Below are 17,969 nucleotides of genomic sequence, written 5' to 3'. Positions count from 1 at the left end.
AACCAGGCAGTCAGGAGGGAAGTGACGTACAGCGATATTCCTACTGACCGTAAGTTACACCACTGTTACGCCGGCGGCGGGGAGCCGTCGGCGTCCCGATATGCGGGCGACCACCGGGAAGGTTCAGACGACCGCGCCGTCGTCCGGGTCGTGGTCGTCGGTGTCGCCGGGACGCAGCCGCCAGACCAGGGTCACGAAGCCGGCCAGGATGCCGGTGAAGCCGAACAGCGTCACCACCGAGGGGTCGACCGGGAGCACCGTGGGGGAGAGGAAGAGCACGAACCCGATGACGATGGCCAGCACGCCGACCACCGCGTACTTCGAGAAGCGGGGCAGCGGGGGTGGCGGTGGTGGGGTGTAGTGCTCCTCGTCGGCGTTCGCCGGCAGGTCGGCGCCGAAGGTGTCCAGGCCGTCCAGGAGCGAGGGCTCGTCCTGCCGGCCCCGGCTCACCGAGATCCCGGAGATGTCGGCCGCGTACGGCAGGCGCCGGACGTCGGTGGCGGTCGGGCCGCCGGACTCCTCGGCGCCGGCGCGCGGGGCCGCCCCGCCGGCGGGCTCGGCCGGGTCGACCGGGTCGTCCACGTTCTCCACGGCGGGCCACGGGCGGCTCCCGGGGGCCGGCCCGGTGTCGAAGCCGGCGACGATCCGCGCCCACTCGGCCTCGATGTCCGGCTCGTCGTCCCGGGCCGGCTCGGGGGCGCCCTCGTCGGAGAGTTGGGTGAGGTAGTCCCGGGCGGTGGTCAGGTGGGAGCGGTCGACGTAGAGCCGGTCGACCGGTCGGGACGGCACGGTGGTGGTGCGGGTCACCGGGTTGAGGTCGGCGGAGGGCTGGAGGTACGCGGCGATGCCACCGGCGGCGAGCACGTCGAGCAGATGCTCGCCGACGCGCGGATCCACATCGCCCGCGACGGCGTACTCGCTCGCGTCGAGCCCGTTGTCCCGCCGTCCCCGGCGGGGCCCACCCGCTGACACCGGACACCCTCCTCGTCGCACCTGGCGGTGCGGTCGCCGCGACGCGCCCTACGCCGTGCCCTGAATCGTGACACGTCAGGACCCGCTTCCGGGAGTGCGTTGTGGCGTGCCGCTCCCGGTTCGTAGGCTCATCCCCGACAGTCCCGCTCGCCGACGGCGCCCCGGGCGCGGTCCCGGGCGGGTGCCGGTGGCCCGGCCGGGCTCCCGGCGACGGGCGTCGCCACCCCCGCTGGAAGGACACTGGTGCTGTACTGGCTGATGAAGTACATCATCCTCGGGCCGCTGCTGAGGCTGATCTTCCGCCCGCAGGTGGAAGGGCTCGAGAACGTCCCGGAGACCGGCCCGGTGATCCTGGCCAGCAACCACCTCTCCTTCTCGGACTCGATCTTCACCCCGCTCATCGTCAAGCGAAAAGTCACATTCATCGCCAAAGCGGAATACTTCCTCGGTAAGGGCATCAAGGGCTGGCTGACCAAGATGTTCTTCGTCGGCGCCGGCACCATCCCGGTCGACCGCTCCGGCGGCCGCGCCGCCCGCGCCGCGCTGGACACCCAGCTCAAGGTGTTGCGGTCCGGCGGCATCGCCGGCATCTACCCGGAGGGCACCCGGTCGCCGGACGGCCGGCTCTACCGGGGCAAGACCGGGGTGGCCCGGCTGGCGTTGGAGAGCGGTGCCCAGGTGGTCCCGATGGCGATGCTCAACGCCGACGAGATCCAGCCCCCCGGCCAGCTGATCCCCAACGTCAAGCGGGTGCGGATCCGCTTCGGCGCGCCGCTGGACTTCTCCCGCTACGCCGGCATGGCCGGCGACCGGTTCGTCGAGCGCGCGGTCACCGACGAGATCATGTACGAGCTGATGGAGCTCTCCGGCCGCGAGTACGTCGACATGTACGCGCAGAAGGCGAAGAGCCAGCCGGCCGTGCCGAGCGAGCCCGTCCCCGTCTGAGCGGGCCTCAGCAGGCCACCGCGGGCCCGGTGTCCGGAACCGGACGCCGGGCCAGGGCGAGCAGGCCGGGCGCCTCGTTGCGCAGCGCGAAGGCACGCACCTCGGCCAGCGGCACCCCGGCCGCCGCCCGGTCATCGGCCCGGTCCAGCTCCGCGACGGCCAGGGCGAGCGCCAGCATCCGGTCGGTGACGTCCGGGATCCGCGCGTAGATCTCGGCGCCGGCCACGTGCAGCTCGCCGGCGCGCCGGTGGTCGCCGTCGGCCGCGGCGAGGGCCCCGGTGACCGTCCGCAGCGCCGCCTCCGACCACGGCGTGCGGTGCCCCAGCCGGTCCAGCATCGCGCGGACCCGCACCGCCGCGTCCCGGCCGGCCAGGGCCGCCGCGTACGCCGCCGCGGCGATCCACTCGCCGCTGGCCAGCGCCGGCACCGCCGACCATGAGTCGGCCAGCTCGTCGACGAGCGCCGCGGCCTCGTCGGCCCGCCCCTGCAGGGCCCGACAGAGCGCCGCCATGCCGAGCATCGTCCAGTGCGGCCGGTGGAAGCCGCTGCGGCGGGCGGTGTCCAGCGCGGCGGCCACGTCGTCCCGGTGCCGCGCCGGCGACGCGTCGGCGCCCGCCGCCGCGTCCCGCTGCCGGGGCGCCGGCGGGACCGGCTGGCCGCGCAGCACCAGCAGGCAGGAGCGCAGGCCGCGGACCTGCATGTCCCAGCCGCCCGTCGGGGTGTCCACGAACGCGTCCGCGGCGGCGAGCAGGCGGGGGAAGTCCCCGTCGAAGTACGCCCGCATCGCCTCGCCCGAGTAGCTGGTGGTCAGCGTCTGCCCGCTGGCCGTACGCGCCGGCGCGGCCGACAGCAGGGCGTCCGAGCGCAGCCAGTCGCCCTCCTCGCGGACCGCGTAGGCGAGGTTCTGCATCGCCCGGGGCAGGCCCAGCAGCTGCTGGGCCCGGCTGAACTCCACGATCGCGTGCAGCTCGTCCAGGCCGACCCGGTCGCCGGCCTGGTACCGGGCGGTGGCCGCGGTGATCCGGGCGTTGGTGCGGGTCTCCGCCAGCCCCAGCCGCTCGCCGATCTCCGCCGCCGTCTCGGCCGCCGCGACCGCCGCGTCCCGCTCGTAGTTGAGCATGTGCAGCCGGCCCAGCTCGGCGTGCGCGTCCGCCTTCTGGGCGCTGTCCGGCAGCGGCTCGAACAGCGCCACCGCCCGGTCCAGGCAGGCCACCGCCGCGGCCCGGTCGGCACGCAGCCAGGCCGCCTGGCCGAGCAGCGTCCAGGCCCGGGCGGCGCAGGCGTCGTCGCCGTGGGCGAGCAGCCGGTCGGCGAGGGTGTGCAGCTGCTCCGGCCCGCCGCCGGAGAGGAAGGTGTTGCCGTCCCGGTAGAAGGAGATCTCGGTGCTGAGCAGCTCCAGCTGCAGCCGGCCGACCGGGTCGCCGTCGTCGGCCAGGCCGAGCGCGCGGCCCGCGTGGCCGGCGGCCGCGTCCAGGCCGTGCAGCGCGTACGCCCGGCGGGCCGCCCGGTGCAGCGCCGTGCGGGCCGGGCCGGCGTACCGGTGGGTGTCCATGCCCAGCGTCCGGGCGATCTCGTGCGCCGCCCACCGGTGGTGCGCGAGGACCTCCGCCAGGTCGGTGTCCCGGCTCTGCGACAGCGCGTCCAGCCAGTCCGCCGTCCGCTCGTGCCGGGCCACCCGTTCGGTGCGCGGCAGCCGCTGGTAGCAGACGTCCCGGACCAGCACGTGCCGGAACCGGAACTCCGGCTGCCCGGCCATCGTGGACGCCGCCTGCTCGTGCACGAAGTCGCGCTGTTCCAGCCGGCGCAGCGCCCGCTCCACTGACTCCACCGCCAGCCCCAGGGCGGCGGCCACCGCGCCCGGCCAGAACTGGACCCCCACCACCGAGGCGGCCAGCAGCACCGCCCGGTCCTTGGCGTCGAGCAGGTCCACCCGGTTGGCGATGACCGCGTGCACGCTCTCCGGCATCGGCAGGTCGAGATGCTTCTCCAGCGACCAGCCGCGCCCGGACTGGCGCAGCGCGCCCTGCTCGATCAGCATCCGGACGTACTCGTGGGCGTAGAGCGGGTTGCCGCCGGCCACCTCGACCAGCGGGCTGAGCATGTCGGCGGAGAAGGCCGCCTGGCCGAACATGTGCGCGTAGAGCGAGGCGATGCCGGTGTCCCGCAGCGGCGGCAGGGTGATGGTGACCGAGCCGGTGATCGTCCCGGCCCAGCTCGGGTCCCGATCGACCAGCTCCGGCCGGGCCGTGCAGAGCAGCAGCAGCGGCACGTCCCGGGCGGCCGCGCCGAGCAGCTCGACGAAGCGCAGCATCGCGTCGTCGGCCCAGTGCAGGTCCTCGAAGACCAGCACGGTGGGTCGGCGGGCCGCCAGTGCCAGCAGGAACCGCCGCCACGCCGACTCGGCCTCCTCCGCCGGCAGCGCGGTGCCGGCCAGCCCGACCAGCGGGCGCAGGGCGTCGACGATCCGGTCCCGCTCCCCGGGGCCGACCAGCTCGGTCACCGCCGAGGCCAGCCGCTGCGCTGCGGTCGACGCGGGATCGGTGTCCAGGATGCCCGCCTCGGTCTTCACCACGTCGGCCAGCGCGGCGAACGTGACGTTCTCGCCGAACGGCGGGCACCGCCCGATACGCCAGCTCAGCGGCTCGTCGACCAGCCGCCCGACGTGCCGGTACAGCTCGCGGACCAGCCGGCTCTTGCCGATGCCGGCCCGCCCGAAGACGGTCACCACCTGCGGGACGTGGTCCCGCAGCGACCGGTGCAGGGCGTTGACCAGCAGCCCCAGCTCGTGCTCGCGGTCGATCAGCGGAGTGGTGTCCGGCTCCCGGTCGGTCGGCTGGCGGCGGACCGGGGAGAGGGCCAGCCAGACCTCGGTCGGCGAGGAGCGCCCGCGCAGGGTGACCGGCGGCTGCTCGGAGTAGCGGATGGCGTCCTTGGTCAGCGCGTGGGTGGTGCCGCAGACCAGCACCCCGCCGGGCGGCGCCACCGACTGCATCCGGGACGCGGTGTTGACCACGTCCCCGGCCACGATGGCCTGCCCGCCGTCCCGGGCGGCGGCCACGTCGACCAGCGCCTCGCCGGTCGCCACGCCCACCCGGAACCGCAGCTCGTCGGCGCCGGTCGGGGCGAACCGGGTCAGCACCCGCTGCAGCTCCAGCCCGGCCCGCACGCAGCGCAGCGCGTCGGTCTCGGTGGCCACCGGGGCCCCGAAGAGCGCCATCACCGCGTCGCCGATGTACTTCTCGACCACGCCGCCGTACTGGCCGACCACCCGCTTCGCGGTCGAGAAGAAGCCGGTCTGCATGCCGCGGACCTGCTCCGGGTCGGCCCGCTCGACGTACGGCGTGAAGTCGATCAGGTCGACGAAGAGCACGCTGACCCGGCGGCGGTCCTCCTGCGGCGCCGCGGCGGGGCGCTGCGCCCCGGTCCGGGGCGCCCCGCACGAGGTGCAGAACGCCACGTCGGCGGAGAGCGGGCGCAGGCAGTGCGGGCAGACGGCGCCCAGCTCCGCGCCGCAGCCACCGCAGAAGCGGTCGCCGTCGGCGGCGGTACGTCCACATCGGTCACACTGCGCGGAGATGACACCCTCCACTGGCGGATCTGCCGGCCGGCCCGCGGCCGGGCGCCGCGCCCCCCGCGGCGTCCACCGTGAGTATCGCCGCTGACGACGGTGTCAGGTACCGGGCTGTTGGCTTCTGGACAGTCCTTCGGACGGCGTCAACAGCTACATTCAGGCGGCCGGATGCCGACCGCGATCAAGGGGGATACGCCATGGTGTACGTGAAGCTGGAGAGTGACTGGACCGACGCCGACGGCGTCAACCACTCGGCGGGCGAGTCGGTCGACGTGGACGCCGCCACGCTCGCCGCGCTGCAGGCCGAGGGGATCGTCAGCGAGGGGTCCAGCGGCAAGGACACCACCGACTGGGCCGGCCCGGGCAGCACCACCGCCTGGGCGGGGCCGGGCAGCGCCGGCGTCTGAGGCCGGCGGCGACGAGGGGCCGGGGTGGCGATGCCACCCCGGCCCCTCGTGTACGTCCCGTCGCCGTCGCCGTGGCGGCTCAGCGGTCGTTCATGCCGGCGCGGCGGCGCAGCGCGGCCACGTCGGTCACCACGATCCGGCGTCCCTCGGTACGCAGCCAGCCGCGGCTGGCGAACGAGCCGATAGCCTGGTTGACGCTCTGCCGGGAACCGCCGGCCATCTCGGCGAGCTGGCTCTGGTTGAGCTCGATCGTGATCATCGGGGCCTGGCTCTCGCCGGCCAGCCGGACCAGCGTCTTGGCCACCCGACCGGGCAGGTCGAGGAAGACGTGGTCGGCGTTCTGCTCGGTGAGCCGGCGGATCAGCGCGCCGAGCGAGCGCATCACCGCGTCGAGGATCCGCGGGTTGGAGTGCACCAGCTCCATGAAGGCCGGGCGGGACAGCGCGAGCGCGGTGCAGTCCTCGATGGCCTCGGCGGAGGCGGACCGGGTGGAGGCGTCGAGCAGGGAGACCTCGCCCAGCACGTCCGGCGGACGGATCACCGACAGCACGGCCCGCTCACCGGTCGGCGCGGTGCGGAAGACGGCCACGGCGCCTCGGCGCAACACGATCAGCGACTCGCCGGGATCGCTCTCCACGAAGAGCAGCTGACCCTTGCGGTAGGTGCGCGGCACCGCCGCGGCGATGACCCGTTGCCGTACCTCCGGCTCGAGTCCGGCGAACATCTCCACGCCCGTGAGCGCGTCACCCGGCTCCGGCAGGCGAACCTCCACGGCCCAACCCCTCCCCGGTCAAGGACCACAACTCGCAGCCGGGTGAACCTGACAGCCCCCGGTACGAGGTTCTGAACCGGTTCGGCGTCCGGTAGCGGTACACATCAGATCATGACGGCCCGGTCGCTTGCTGTACACCCCTGGAAACACTTCCGTGACCCTGCCGAGCTGCGGCGCAGGGCCGGCGGCCGGCCCGTCAGGTGCCCCGCCGGCCGGCGTCCGGCGGTCGTGGGCGAGGATGGCGGGGATGGTCTACCGCTACTTCTACGACTGCGAATTCATCGAGGACGGCCGGATCGTCGACCTCGTGTCGATCGGCGTCGTCGACGAGTACGGCCGCGAGTTCTACGCGGTCTCCACCGAGTTCGACGACTCCCGGGCCGTGCCCTGGGTGCGCCGCAACGTCCTCGACAAGCTCCCCTCGCCGGCCGACCGGGCCTGGCGCTCGCGGGAGCGGATCCGCGACGAGCTGTACGACTTCCTGATGGAGCCCATCCGGGACCGGCCGGGCGAGCAGCTCGAACTCTGGGCCTGGTACGCCGCGTACGACCACCTGGTGCTGGCCCAGCTCTGGGGCGCGATGCCGGCGCTGCCCCGGGAGATCCCCCGGTTCACCAAGGAGCTGCGCCAGCTCTGGGACGACCGGGGCCGCCCGACGCTGCCGGACGCCGAGGCGGGCCGGCACGATGCCCTGGTCGACGCCCGGCACAACCTGGCCCGGTGGCGGGCGATGATCCGGCGGTGATCTGTCCGGAACGCGACGTCCCGCAGGTTTGACCGGTTCTGTCCCGGGCACGGTTCGACATTGATCCGATGCGAGGGAGTGCTGCCATGAGCAAGGAGCCGACCACCTCCGCGGAGGCCCGGGGGCGGGTCACCGAGTTGATCAGGGACGCCCGGATCTGCCTGCTGACCACGACCGCCGTGGACGGCCGGCTGGTCAGCCGGCCGATGGGCCTGCAGGCCGCGGAGTTCGACGGGGACCTCTGGTTCTTCGCCTACGCCGACTCCGCCAAGGTCCGCCAGATCCGGGTCAACCCGCAGGTCAACGTCGGTTTCTCCGACCAGCGCCACCACGCCTGGGTCTCGGTGGCGGGCACCGCGCAGGAGGGTTGGGACCGGGCCCGCGCCGAGGAGCTGTGGAACCCGCTGCTCAGGGCCTGGTTCCCGGACGGGCTGGACACTCCGGGGATCACGCTGATCAAGGTGCACGCCAGCTCGGCCGAGTACTGGGACTCGCCGAGCAGCACCGTGGTGAACCTGCTCGGTTTCGCCAAGGCGACGGTGACCGGGCAGCCGCCGATGGCGGGGGAGAACCACGAGGTCAGCTACTGAGGGGTAGCTCGTCCGGCGGGCGGGCGGGACCGGCCCGGGGCGCGGTGTCGGCGGACCCCCACGGCGACTACAGTGCGCACTGACGGCCCGCCCCGGGCCGGCAACGGCGCCGATGGTCTGATCTGACGCATATCCTGGGGCTTATCCGGGCTTCACCTGATGCTCCAGGAGGATGAGCAGATCATGCGTATCGGCGTGCTCACCGGCGGCGGCGACTGCCCAGGTCTCAACGCGGTCATTCGGGCGGTGGTCCGCAAGGGCGTCGCCACCTACAGTCACGAGTTCGTGGGCTTCAAGGACGGCTGGAAGGGTCCGCTGGAGGGCCTGTCCAGGCCGCTGGGCATCGCGGAGGTGCGCGGCATCCTGCCTCGCGGCGGCACCATCCTCGGCTCCTCCCGGACCAACCCGTTCAAGATCGAGAACGGCGTGGAGCGGATCAAGGACAACCTGGCCGCGCAGGGCGTGGACGCGCTGATCGCGATCGGCGGCGAGGACACCCTCGGCGTCGCCACCAAGCTGCACGAGCTGGGCGTCAACGTCGTCGGCGTGCCGAAGACCATCGACAACGACCTCGGCGCCACCGACTACACCTTCGGCTTCGACACCGCGGTCAACATCGCCATGGAGGCGATCGACCGGCTGCACACCACGGCGGAGAGCCACCACCGCACCCTGGTCGTCGAGGTGATGGGCCGGCACGCCGGCTGGATCGCCCTGCACGCCGGCCTCGCCGGCGGCGCCAACGTGATCCTCCTGCCCGAGCGGCAGTTCGACGTCGACCAGGTCGCCGGCTACGTCGAGAAGCGCTTCCAGCACCAGTACGCCCCGATCGTCGTGGTCGCCGAGGGCGCGCAGCCGCTGGACGGCCAGATGGTCCTGCACAACAAGGAGCTCGACTCGTTCGGCCACGTCCGCCTCGGCGGCATCGGCCAGTGGCTCGCCGAGCAGCTGGAGGCGAAGACCGGCAAGGAGGCCCGCACGGTCGTGCTCGGCCACATCCAGCGCGGCGGCACCCCGACCGCGTTCGACCGGGTGCTCGCCACCCGGCTCGGGCTCCAGGCCATCGACGCGGTGCACGAGGGCGACTGGGGCAAGATGGTCGCGATGCAGAGCACGGACATCGTCCGGGTCCCCCTCGCAGAGGCCACCCGCGAGCTGAAGACCGTGCCGCTGGAGCGGTACGCCGAGGCCGAGGTCTTCTTCGGCAGCTGATCGACGGCCGGCGGCGCGGCGGTCCCGCGGGGGACCGCCGCGCCGCGGCTCCGACCGAGAGGGGTACGGCGCGATGGCACCCGGGGTGCACACGGTCGCGGTGATCGGCGCGGGCAAGATCGGCGAGCTGATGCTCTCCGGCCTGCTCCGCTCGGGCTGGCCGGTGGAGCGGCTGCTCGCCACGGCCCGGCGGCCCAGCCGCGCCGAGGAGCTGACCGCCCGGTACGGCGTCCGGGTGGTGGACAACCTCACCGCGGTGGACGAGGCGGCGGTGCTGGCCATCTCGGTCAAGCCGCAGGACGCCGCGGCGCTGCTCGACGAGATCGGTCCCAAGGTCCCGGCCGACAAGCTGGTGATCTCGCTCTGCGCCGGCCTGCCCACCACCTTCTTCAGCCGCCGGCTGCCCGACGGCACCCCGGTGGTCCGGGTGATGACCAACACCCCGGCCCTGGTCGACGAGGCGATGAGCGCCATCTCGGCCGGCGCCCACGCCACCGGTGCGCACCTGGCGCTCGCCGAGGAGATGTTCAAGCCGCTCGGTGCGACCCTGCGGGTCCCCGAGTCCCAGCAGGACGCCGTGACCGCCCTCTCCGGCTCCGGCCCGGCCTACTTCTACCTCCTGGTCGAGGCCATGATCGACGCGGGCATCCTGCTCGGCCTGCCCCGGCAGGTGGCGCACGAGCTGATCGTGCAGACCGCGATCGGCTCGGCGGTGATGCTGCGCGACTCCGGCGAACACCCGGTCAAGCTCCGCGAGGCGGTCACCTCACCGGCCGGTACCACCATCTCCGCTATCCGGGAGCTGGAGAACCACGGCGTCCGCGCGGCCATGCTGGCGGCGTTGGAGGCCGCCCGCGACCGCGCCCGCGAGCTGGCCGCCCAGGCGGAGTGAGCCGCCCTGCCCCGCCTGGTTCCGCGCGGGTTGATCGACCTCAGGTCGGGGAGCTGGAGTTGATCGAGCGTGGTTCGCCCCATCCGACGGCGGGGGCGAGCGGCGGCCCGCCGTGCCGCATACTGGCCGCGTGTTCACTCTCGCCCAGGCGCGCCATCTGGTGGCCACCCTGCGGCCGCGCGTCGACGAGCTGATCCGGCTCCGGGCCGACCTGACCGAGCTGCGGGTCGACCTGGCCGATCACGGGGCCAGCGTGCTCGGCGGGCTCGCCGAGGTCAAGGCCCTCGAAGCCCGGCTGCACGCCATCGTGGACGAATTCCACACCCACGAGATCCAGGTCAAGGGAATCGCCCCGGTGCTGCTGGACTTCCCCGGCGAGCGGGACGGCCGCCAGGTGCTCTGGTGCTGGCTGGAGGGCGACACCGACGTGCGCTGGTACCACCGGCTGGAGTGCGGCTTCGCCGGCCGCCGCCCGGTCTGACCGGCCACCGCCCGGCCCGGGCCGGAGTGCGGTCAGCCGAGGGTGGCGAGGCGGGACGGGGCGACGTTGCCGCCGCTGAGGACCAGGACGGTCCGGTCGCCGGGGGCCACCTCGACCAGGCCCGCGCGCAGCGCCGCCAGGGTCACCGCGGCGGCCGGCTCGATCAGCAGCTTCGTCGCGTCCAGCAGGTCCGACCAGGCGGGAAGGATCGACTCCTCCGGCACCTCCACCAGGTCGTCGACCAGCGCCCGGACGTGGGCCAGGGTGTGCCGCCCGGCGAACGGGGCGGCCAGACCGTCGGCGACCGAGGCCGGTCGTACCGGCGGGGTGGGCGTGCCGGTGCGCAGGGCGTACGACATCGCGTTCGCGCCGTCCGGCTCGACTCCGACGATCCGGGTGGTGGGGGAGGCCTCCTTCACCGCCGCCGCGATGCCGCTGATCAGGCCCCCACCGCCGACCGGCACCAGCACCAGGGCCGGGGCCGGGCCGTCGGCCAGCAGCTCCCGGCCGATGGTGGCCTGGCCGGCGATCACGTCGGGATCGTCGAAGGGCGGCAGCAGGTGGTAGCCGCGTTCGGCCGCGAGGCCCTGCGCGGTGTCCAGCAGGTCGTGGGTGAGGACCACCTCGGCGCCGAGCCGGCGGACCGCGTCCAGCTTGGTGGGCACCGCGCCCGGCGGCATGCAGACCACGGTGGGCAGGGCGAAGGCGCGGCCGACGAAGGCCACCGCGATCGCGTGGTTGCCGGCGGAGAAGGCCACCAGCCCGGCCGGCATGCCCTCGCGTTCGGCGCGGGCGAGCAGCGCGTTCATCGCGCCCCGGGCCTTGAAGCTGCCGGTGTGCTGGAGGTTCTCCGCCTTCACCGAGATGCGGAGGCCCAGCTCCGCGCTGAGCGCGGGCGCCGCCAGCAGCGGGGTCCGGACCACCCGCCCGTCGAGGCGCTTCTCGGCCGCCGTGATGTCGTCGCCCGTCACCAGCCGCATTCGCAGGAGCCTAGCCCGCCGGAACGCGCGGCGGCGCCCGGAACGCCGGGTCAGCCGGCCGCGGAGCTGGGCAGCAGGTCGGCCGGGGAGTCGGCGACCGCGAAGACCACCACGTTGTCGCGGTAGTGGCCGCGCCGTCGGTCGAAGTCGCCGCCGCAGGTGACCAGGCGCAGCTCCGGCCCGGGGGTCGGGCCGTACACCCGGGCGGTGGGGAAGCGGTCCTTGGCGACGCGCAGCGACCCGGTGACCCGGAACGGCAGCCACCGGTCGCCCCGGCGCACCTCGATCCGGTCGCCGGTGCGCAGCTCGTCGAGGCGGGCGAAGACGGCCGGGCCGGCGCGCGAGTCGAGGTGGCCGGCGAGCACCGCCGGTCCGGGGTCGCCGGGGGCCGGTCCGCGGCCGTACCAGCCGGCCCGGGCGAAGTCGGCCGGGGGGACGAGGGCGCCGGTCCGGTCCAGCCCGAGCACGGTCAGCGGCGAGTCGACGCCGATCCGGGGCACGCGTACCCGGACGGGTGCGCCCGGGGGCCGTGCCGCGACGGGGGCCGGGCAGTCGGCGGCGCAGCCGGACTGCCAGGTGGCGGCCGGTGGCGGGCCGGCCGTGCCGGCCAGGCCGACGCCGGTGCCGGCGGCCAGGCAGAGCGCCACGCCGGCCGCGCCGAGCGCGGCCCGCGGCGCCCGGCGGCCGTGGTGCCGTCGGATCGCGGGGCCCGGCCCGCTGGTCACCAGGTGGCGCGCTGGCGGCGCAGCGCCACCCCGACCAGCACGGCGCCCGCGAGCAGGCCGCCGGCGATCATCGCGTACGTCCCCGAGGCCGGGCCGGTCAGCCCACCCGCGCCGGTGTCGACGCCCCCGGCGGGGGCCACCGTGCCACCGCTGGCGTCCTGGCGGAGCTCGGCGGTGAGGCCGCCGCTCTTCGCGTCCAGCACGAGCAGCGAGTAGACGGCTCCACCGTGGAGCCTGACCTCGGTGTCCGTGCTCGGCCCGGTGGCGCCGCCCAGCCGCAGGCGCCAGCGGCCCGGCTGGACCTCGCGGTAGTCCGTGGTGGTGGCGAAGCGGACCGCGTCGGCGATGGTCGGTCCGTTGGCGGCGGCGACGTCCAGCACGGGCGCGCGTACCGAGGCCTGCACCACCCGCACCTTGGCCTGCCCGCCGGCGGGGGCGCTCAGGTCGTCGGTGAGGACCCGCAGCCCCAGGTCGGCGTGCCGGCCCACCCCGGCCACCGTGTACGCCGCCCCGGGCGTGACCGCGACCTCGGTGGTGAGCACCGGCGGCTGGTCAGCCGGGGCGCCCGCCCCGCGCATCGCCACCGCGTACCGCCCGGGCGGCAGCGGCAGGTACGCCGACACCACCCCGTACCCGACGCCGGGGAAGACCCGCGGCTCGGCGGCGCCCGGCGCGGAGAGGTAGACGTCCACGGCCGGGGTGTCGGGGGAGAGGTGCGCGAGGCGCACGTACCCGACGGCCTCCTGCCGGGTGGCGGCGCTGGCGGGCGCGGCGGGCGCGGTGAGCGCGGCGCCGAGCAGCAGGGCGCCCGCGGCGGCCAGCAGCCGGCGCGGCGCGGTACGGAGCAGGTGCATGTCGCCTCCGGGAGCGGTCCGGCCGGTGTGGCCCGGCCTACAGGGTCCCGTCCACGGGACCCGGCCGCAAGTCGGCCGTCCGGGCGAACGGACCCGCCGTCCGTCGCCCAGAGTGGACCGTGCCGACGACCGCCCAGCGCGCCTCGGTACGGTGCCGTCGTGATCGATGCACGCCGCGGGACCGCCGACGACGCCGCCGAGCTGGTCCGACTGCGCGGGCTGATGCTCGCGGCGTTGGCCGGTACGGCCCCGGCGCCCGGTCCGTGGCAGGACGCCGCGCGGGAGACCCTGCGGGAAGGGCTGGCCGAGCCGGCGGAGCTGATGGCCGCCTTCGTCGTGGACGCGCCGGACCGGCCGGGCGCGTTGGCCGCCTGCGCCGTCGGCACCATCGAGCGTCGGTTGAGTGGACCGGCCAACCCGAGCGGCCTGGTCGGATACGTCTTCAACGTCTGCACCGACCCGCGGCACCGCCGGCGCGGTTACTCCCGCGCCTGCATGACCGGGTTGCTGGACTGGTACCGCCGGCGCGGGGTGCGCACCGTCGACCTGCGCACCTCCGAGCCGGCCCAGCCCCTCAACCGTTCGCTCGGCTTTCAGCTCACCCGCGACCCGGCGATGCGGCTGGCGCTCCCGGCCGAGCCGCTGGACTGACCGCTGGCACGGGAAGCGCCCGGCGGGCCGGGGAGCGGATCCCGCTCCCCGGCCCGGCTGGTCAGCTGTCGGCGTACCGGCGGGCGGCGGCGAGGGCGGCGCGCAGCCGTTCCGCGTCGACCGGCGCCGGCCGCTCCCAGTCGTTGGCCGGATCGGCCGAGTAGAGCGCGGCGTACGCGGTGGTGTCGCGCTGGAAGCGCCATCCCTCGGCGAGCGCGCCGACGTCGATCGCGTCGTACCCGAGCGAGTCGAGGAACGCGGTGACGGTGGCCTTGGCGGCCGCGTCGTCGCCGGCGATGGGCAGGGCGGTCCGGTCGGCCGCGCCGGCCGGCCGGGCCAGGGCGAGCAGGTGCTTGAAGTAGATGTTGTTGAAGCCCTTGACCACCCGTGACTGCGGTAGGTGCCGCTGGAGCAGCTCGCTGGTGGTGGTGGACTCGTCGTCCAGCTCCGGGAACCGCTCGTCCCGCTCGGGGTAGTAGTTGTTCGTGTCGATGACGATTTTGCCGGCGAGCGGCTCGGCGGGCACCGCGCGGTAGTTCCGCAGCGGGATGGTGACCACCACCAGGTCACCGGCCGCCGCCGCCTCGGCGGGGGTGGCCGCGCGGGCCCGGGGGCCCAGCTCGTCCACCAGCTCCTTGAGGGTCTCGGGTCCGCGTGAGTTGCTGAGCACCACGTCGTGACCGGCGGCGACCGCCAGTCGGGCGACGGTGCCGCCGATGTTGCCGCTGCCGATCAGTCCCACAGTTGTCATGTCCGTTGCCAACCCGACGCCCGGCGGCGGCATTCCCGACCACGGCGCTTGGTTATTCGGCGATGCGTCGCCGAGGGGGCCTGATGACGAAATCCTTCACGTCACAGCATACGGACTGGCAATGATTTATATCAATTGATCTCTATGGGCTTCCCGCGCGAATCTACGGGCTTCCGCCGGGTGTAGATCTATTGATATCTATCTCGCACCACCACTTCCCACCCCCAGGAGTGCCACGTGCGGAGATCCCGTCTCGTCACCCTCGCCCTCAGTCTGGCGGCGTCCCTCGGCGCCACGCTCGCCCTGGCCGTCCCGGCCCAGGCCGCCGCCACCGACCGGTACGTCGCTCTCGGCGACTCGTACGCCTCCGGCGTGGGCGCCGGCAGCTACACCACCGAGAGTGGCTCCTGTCAGCGCAGCACCAACGCCTACCCCGCCCTCTACAACACCAACGTCCAGCCGGCCTCGTACCGCTCGGTGGCCTGCTCGGGTGCGCGCACCACGGACGTGGTCAACAGTCAGCTCGCCGCCCTCGGCTCAACCACCACGCTGGTCAGCGTCACGGTCGGCGGCAACGACGTCGGGTTCGCCAACATCATGACCACCTGCGTGCTCTACGGCACCACCGAGTGCGTCGCCGCCGTCCAGGTCGCCGAGGACAAGGCGCGCGCCGACCTGGCCGGTCTGCTGGCCACCGTCTACAACGGAATCAAGAGCCGGGCCCCCTCGGCCCGGGTGGTGGTCGTCGGGTACCCGGTCTTCTACCAGCTCAACACTCTCTGCGTGGGCCTGAGCGACACCTCTCGCGCGAAGATCAACGAGGGCATCAACCTGGTCGACGACATCACCCGCAGCGCCGCCCTCGCCGCCGGCTTCACATTCGCCGACGTCCGGTCGATCTTCGTCGGCCACCAGCTCTGCAGCTACGGCGAGAAGTGGCTGCACGCGTTGAACTACACCAACCTCGGCATCTCCTACCACCCGACCGCCGCCGGGCAGGCGGGCGGCTACTACCCGGTCTTCCGCGGCGCGGCCGGCTGACCGAGCTCCGTCCGGGACGGGCCGGTCCCGTCCCGGACGCGAGCGCGCTGTCGGATCCCGCGATCAGTGCGTCAGGCGGGGAGGACCTTCTCGACGGCGGTTCGCAGCTCGGGGGAGTCCGGGGTCACCGTCGGGGCGAACCGGGCCGCCACCGTGCCGTCCGGGGCGACCAGGAACTTCTCGAAGTTCCACCGGAGGTCGCCGGTGTGCCCCTCGGCGTCCGGGGTGGCGACCAGCTCGGCGTAGAGCGGGTGCCGGTCCGGCCCGTTGACGTCGACCTTCTCCGTGAGCGGGAACGTCACGCCGTAGTTGACCTGGCAGAACTCGTCGATCTCGGCGGCCGTGCCGGGCTCCTGACCGGCGAACTGGTTGCACGGCACCCCGAGCACCGTCAGCCCCCGGTCGGCGTACTCGTCGGCGAGGGCCTGCAGGCCGGAGTACTGGGGGGTCAGCCCGCACCGCGAGGCCACGTTGACCACCAGCAGGGCGCGGCCCCGGTACCGCGCGAGGTCGGCGGGGCCGCCGGTGAGGGCGTCGATCTGGACGTCGAAAACGGTCATGCCGCCGAGGCTACGCGCTCCCCGGAGGGGCGTGGGCGAGGCCCGAAGAAATCGATGTATGCACATCTTGACGAAGTGATGACGGCGTGAGTAGCGTCTCAGCATCCAATCTGGAAAGTTTCCTAACTGTTTGGGGAGACGCCACATGAAGAGATCGCTCCGCCGGTCCCTCTGGGCCGGTGCCGTGGTCGCGCTGGCGGTCGCGGCGGTGCCGATGGCCACCGCCTCCGCCGCCGGCAGCGTGACCGCCACGTTCGCCAAGGTGCAGGACTGGGGGACCGGTCACGAGACGAAGGTGACCGTCACCAACGGCACCAGCGCCAGCGTCGACACCTGGCGCATCGAGTTCGACCTGCCGTCGGGCACCACGATCAGCACCTTCTGGGACGCCGACGTCACCAGCAGCGGCAACCACTACGTCGCGGTCAAGAAGAGCTGGGCCGGCCCGCTCGCCCCGGGGGCCAGCTTCAGCTGGGGCTACAACGGCACCGGCCCGTACGCCGCGCCGCTGAACTGCACCGTCAACGGCGGGTCCTGCTCGGGTGGCGGCACCCCGACCACCACCCCGCCCTCGCCGACCAGCTCGCCGACGGCCTCCCCGACCGCCTCACCCACGGCGTCGCCGACGACCTCACCGACCACCCCGCCCACCGCGCCGCCGCCCACCGGGGACAAGAAGGTGGTCGGCTACTTCGCCGAGTGGGGCGTCTACGCCCGCAACTACCACGTCAAGAACATCCACACCAGCGGGTCCGCCGCCAAGCTCACCCACATCCTGTACGCCTTCGGCAACACCACCGGCGGCCGGTGCGCCATCGGTGACAGCTACGCCGACTACGACAAGGCGTACACCGCGGCGGACAGTGTGGACGGTGTCGCCGACACCTGGGACCAGCCGCTGCGCGGCAGCTTCAACCAGCTCCGCAAGCTGAAGAAGATGTACCCGCACCTGAAGGTGATCTGGTCCTTCGGCGGCTGGACCTGGTCGGGCGGCTTCACCCAGGCCGCGCAGAACCCGGCCGCGTTCGCCGACTCCTGCTACAGCCTGGTCGAGGACCCGCGCTGGGCGGACGTCTTCGACGGCATCGACATCGACTGGGAGTACCCCAACGCCTGCGGCCTCCAGTGCGACAGCAGCGGCCCGAACGCGTTCAAGAACGTGATCAGCGCCCTGCGCACCCGGTTCGGCTCGTCGGCGCTGGTCACCGCGGCGATCACCGCCGACGGCAGCACCGGTGGCAAGATCGACGCCACCGACTACGCCGGCGCGGCACCGAACCTGAACTGGCTGATGCCGATGACGTACGACTACTTCGGCGCCTTCAACCCGCAGGGCCCCACCGCCCCGCACTCGCCGCTCACCTCGTACGCAGGCATCCCGCAGCAGGGCTTCAACTCGGACGCCGCGATCCAGAAGCTCAAGAGCAAGGGCGTACCGGCGAACAAGCTGCTGCTCGGCATCGGCTTCTACGGTCGGGGCTGGACCGGGGTGACGCAGTCGGCCCCGGGCGGCACCGCCACCGGTCCCGCCCCGGGCACCTACGAGCAGGGCATCGAGGACTACAAGGTGCTGAAGAACACCTGCCCGGCCACCGGCACCGTCGGCGGCACCGCGTACGCGAAGTGCGGCAGCAACTGGTGGGGCTACGACACCCCGTCCACCATCGGCGGCAAGATGACCTACGCGAAGAACCAGGGCCTCGGTGGCGCGTTCTTCTGGGAGCTCTCCGGCGACACCGGCAACGGCGAGCTGATCGGCGCCATCAAGGGCGGTCTCGGCTGAGCCGAGCGCCGACGCACCACCCCACACGGCGGGGAGG

At 73.7% G+C, this 17,969-nt stretch carries 18 protein-coding genes; 10 read left to right on the top strand and 8 right to left on the bottom strand.

Going from position 1 to position 17,969, the window contains the following annotated elements:
- Positions 1 to 123 precede the first annotated feature (123 nt).
- Positions 124 to 972 carry a DUF308 domain-containing protein gene (locus EV384_RS29685; RefSeq protein WP_130338527.1) on the bottom strand — a complete coding sequence of 283 codons (849 nt, stop codon included), beginning with the start codon at positions 970 to 972 and terminating at the stop codon, positions 124 to 126.
- 243 nt (positions 973 to 1,215) lie between these two features.
- Here EV384_RS29685 and EV384_RS29680 point away from each other — a divergent pair, with 243 nt between their 5' ends.
- Positions 1,216 to 1,917, top strand: coding sequence for a lysophospholipid acyltransferase family protein (locus EV384_RS29680; RefSeq protein WP_130338515.1), 702 nt, complete (start codon positions 1,216 to 1,218; stop codon positions 1,915 to 1,917).
- A gap of 7 nt (positions 1,918 to 1,924) precedes the next feature.
- Here EV384_RS29680 and EV384_RS29675 read toward each other — a convergent pair whose 3' ends face one another.
- The gene (locus EV384_RS29675; protein WP_130338500.1) at positions 1,925 to 5,506 is read right to left on the bottom strand and encodes an ATP-binding protein; all 3,582 of its coding nucleotides are present in this window, start codon (positions 5,504 to 5,506) and stop codon (positions 1,925 to 1,927) included.
- 179 nt (positions 5,507 to 5,685) lie between these two features.
- On the opposite strand from EV384_RS29675, the gene EV384_RS29670 reads away from it, so the two are divergent.
- A complete protein-coding gene (locus EV384_RS29670) occupies positions 5,686 to 5,895 on the top strand; it encodes a hypothetical protein (RefSeq protein ID WP_130338498.1) in 210 nt (69 codons plus the stop codon).
- Positions 5,896 to 5,974: 79 nt separating this feature from the next.
- On the opposite strand, the gene EV384_RS29665 is transcribed toward EV384_RS29670, so the two are convergent.
- A complete protein-coding gene (locus EV384_RS29665; RefSeq protein ID WP_130338496.1) occupies positions 5,975 to 6,667 on the bottom strand; it encodes a Crp/Fnr family transcriptional regulator in 693 nt (230 codons plus the stop codon).
- Positions 6,668 to 6,914: 247 nt separating this feature from the next.
- On the opposite strand from EV384_RS29665, the gene EV384_RS29660 reads away from it, so the two are divergent.
- From EV384_RS29660 to EV384_RS29640, 5 genes are all read left to right on the top strand, one after another.
- Positions 6,915 to 7,412: a polyadenylate-specific 3'-exoribonuclease AS gene (locus EV384_RS29660; protein ID WP_130338494.1), complete on the top strand. Its 498-nt coding sequence runs from the start codon at positions 6,915 to 6,917 to the stop codon at positions 7,410 to 7,412.
- Positions 7,413 to 7,498: 86 nt separating this feature from the next.
- Positions 7,499 to 8,002: a pyridoxamine 5'-phosphate oxidase family protein gene (locus EV384_RS29655; protein WP_130338492.1), complete on the top strand. Its 504-nt coding sequence runs from the start codon at positions 7,499 to 7,501 to the stop codon at positions 8,000 to 8,002.
- Positions 8,003 to 8,185: 183 nt separating this feature from the next.
- Positions 8,186 to 9,214 carry a 6-phosphofructokinase gene (locus tag EV384_RS29650; protein WP_130340896.1) on the top strand — a complete coding sequence of 343 codons (1,029 nt, stop codon included), beginning with the start codon at positions 8,186 to 8,188 and terminating at the stop codon, positions 9,212 to 9,214.
- Positions 9,215 to 9,287: 73 nt separating this feature from the next.
- Positions 9,288 to 10,106: a pyrroline-5-carboxylate reductase gene (proC, locus tag EV384_RS29645; RefSeq protein WP_130338490.1), complete on the top strand. Its 819-nt coding sequence runs from the start codon at positions 9,288 to 9,290 to the stop codon at positions 10,104 to 10,106.
- A gap of 130 nt (positions 10,107 to 10,236) precedes the next feature.
- Positions 10,237 to 10,587 (top strand): DUF2203 domain-containing protein, encoded by a 351-nt coding sequence (locus tag EV384_RS29640; protein WP_130338488.1) that lies wholly within the window; start codon positions 10,237 to 10,239, stop codon positions 10,585 to 10,587.
- A gap of 32 nt (positions 10,588 to 10,619) precedes the next feature.
- On the opposite strand, the gene EV384_RS29635 is transcribed toward EV384_RS29640, so the two are convergent.
- Genes EV384_RS29635 through EV384_RS29625 form a run of 3 tightly spaced genes read right to left on the bottom strand, consistent with a single transcriptional unit; the run spans position 10,620 to position 13,146 of the window.
- Entirely contained in the window at positions 10,620 to 11,567 is a 948-nt protein-coding gene (locus tag EV384_RS29635) for a threonine ammonia-lyase (RefSeq protein WP_130338486.1), read from the bottom strand.
- Between the two features lie 50 nt (positions 11,568 to 11,617).
- The gene (locus tag EV384_RS29630; RefSeq protein WP_242624355.1) at positions 11,618 to 12,292 is read right to left on the bottom strand and encodes a class F sortase; all 675 of its coding nucleotides are present in this window, start codon (positions 12,290 to 12,292) and stop codon (positions 11,618 to 11,620) included.
- Entirely contained in the window at positions 12,289 to 13,146 is an 858-nt protein-coding gene (locus tag EV384_RS29625; RefSeq protein ID WP_130338484.1) for a DUF4397 domain-containing protein, read from the bottom strand. Before EV384_RS29625 ends, EV384_RS29630 begins: the two co-directional genes overlap by 4 nt.
- A gap of 159 nt (positions 13,147 to 13,305) precedes the next feature.
- Here EV384_RS29625 and EV384_RS29620 point away from each other — a divergent pair, with 159 nt between their 5' ends.
- Positions 13,306 to 13,797: a GNAT family N-acetyltransferase gene (locus EV384_RS29620; protein ID WP_165440111.1), complete on the top strand. Its 492-nt coding sequence runs from the start codon at positions 13,306 to 13,308 to the stop codon at positions 13,795 to 13,797.
- A gap of 61 nt (positions 13,798 to 13,858) precedes the next feature.
- Here EV384_RS29620 and EV384_RS29615 read toward each other — a convergent pair whose 3' ends face one another.
- Entirely contained in the window at positions 13,859 to 14,548 is a 690-nt protein-coding gene (locus tag EV384_RS29615) for an NADPH-dependent F420 reductase (protein ID WP_130338482.1), read from the bottom strand.
- Between the two features lie 237 nt (positions 14,549 to 14,785).
- On the opposite strand from EV384_RS29615, the gene EV384_RS29610 reads away from it, so the two are divergent.
- Complete coding sequence (locus EV384_RS29610) at positions 14,786 to 15,589, top strand: SGNH/GDSL hydrolase family protein (RefSeq protein WP_130338480.1); 804 nt, start codon at positions 14,786 to 14,788, stop codon at positions 15,587 to 15,589.
- A 71-nt stretch (positions 15,590 to 15,660) separates the two neighbouring features.
- Here EV384_RS29610 and EV384_RS29605 read toward each other — a convergent pair whose 3' ends face one another.
- Positions 15,661 to 16,149, bottom strand: coding sequence for a glutathione peroxidase (locus tag EV384_RS29605; RefSeq protein ID WP_130338478.1), 489 nt, complete (start codon positions 16,147 to 16,149; stop codon positions 15,661 to 15,663).
- A gap of 145 nt (positions 16,150 to 16,294) precedes the next feature.
- Here EV384_RS29605 and EV384_RS29600 point away from each other — a divergent pair, with 145 nt between their 5' ends.
- The gene (locus EV384_RS29600) at positions 16,295 to 17,932 is read left to right on the top strand and encodes a glycosyl hydrolase family 18 protein (protein ID WP_130338476.1); all 1,638 of its coding nucleotides are present in this window, start codon (positions 16,295 to 16,297) and stop codon (positions 17,930 to 17,932) included.
- The last annotated feature ends 37 nt before the right edge of the window (positions 17,933 to 17,969 follow it).

The organism is Micromonospora kangleipakensis (assembly GCF_004217615.1).
Taxonomy (GTDB): domain Bacteria; phylum Actinomycetota; class Actinomycetes; order Mycobacteriales; family Micromonosporaceae; genus Micromonospora; species Micromonospora kangleipakensis.
This window is presented reverse-complemented; position numbering and strand designations above follow the sequence as displayed.

Excerpts from the sequence above, each read along its gene's own strand:
- EV384_RS29625 (WP_130338484.1), bottom strand. The coding sequence starts at position 13,146 with ATGCACCTGCTCCGTACCGCGCCGCGCCGGCTGCTGGCCGCCGCGGGC.
- EV384_RS29605 (WP_130338478.1), bottom strand. The coding sequence starts at position 16,149 with ATGACCGTTTTCGACGTCCAGATCGACGCCCTCACCGGCGGCCCCGCC.
- EV384_RS29650 (WP_130340896.1), top strand. The coding sequence starts at position 8,186 with ATGCGTATCGGCGTGCTCACCGGCGGCGGCGACTGCCCAGGTCTCAAC.
- EV384_RS29600 (WP_130338476.1), top strand. The coding sequence starts at position 16,295 with ATGAAGAGATCGCTCCGCCGGTCCCTCTGGGCCGGTGCCGTGGTCGCG.
- EV384_RS29615 (WP_130338482.1), bottom strand. The coding sequence starts at position 14,548 with ATGACAACTGTGGGACTGATCGGCAGCGGCAACATCGGCGGCACCGTC.
- EV384_RS29635 (WP_130338486.1), bottom strand. The coding sequence starts at position 11,567 with ATGCGGCTGGTGACGGGCGACGACATCACGGCGGCCGAGAAGCGCCTC.
- EV384_RS29670 (WP_130338498.1), top strand. The coding sequence starts at position 5,686 with ATGGTGTACGTGAAGCTGGAGAGTGACTGGACCGACGCCGACGGCGTC.
- proC (WP_130338490.1), top strand. The coding sequence starts at position 9,288 with ATGGCACCCGGGGTGCACACGGTCGCGGTGATCGGCGCGGGCAAGATC.
- EV384_RS29655 (WP_130338492.1), top strand. The coding sequence starts at position 7,499 with ATGAGCAAGGAGCCGACCACCTCCGCGGAGGCCCGGGGGCGGGTCACC.
- EV384_RS29660 (WP_130338494.1), top strand. The coding sequence starts at position 6,915 with ATGGTCTACCGCTACTTCTACGACTGCGAATTCATCGAGGACGGCCGG.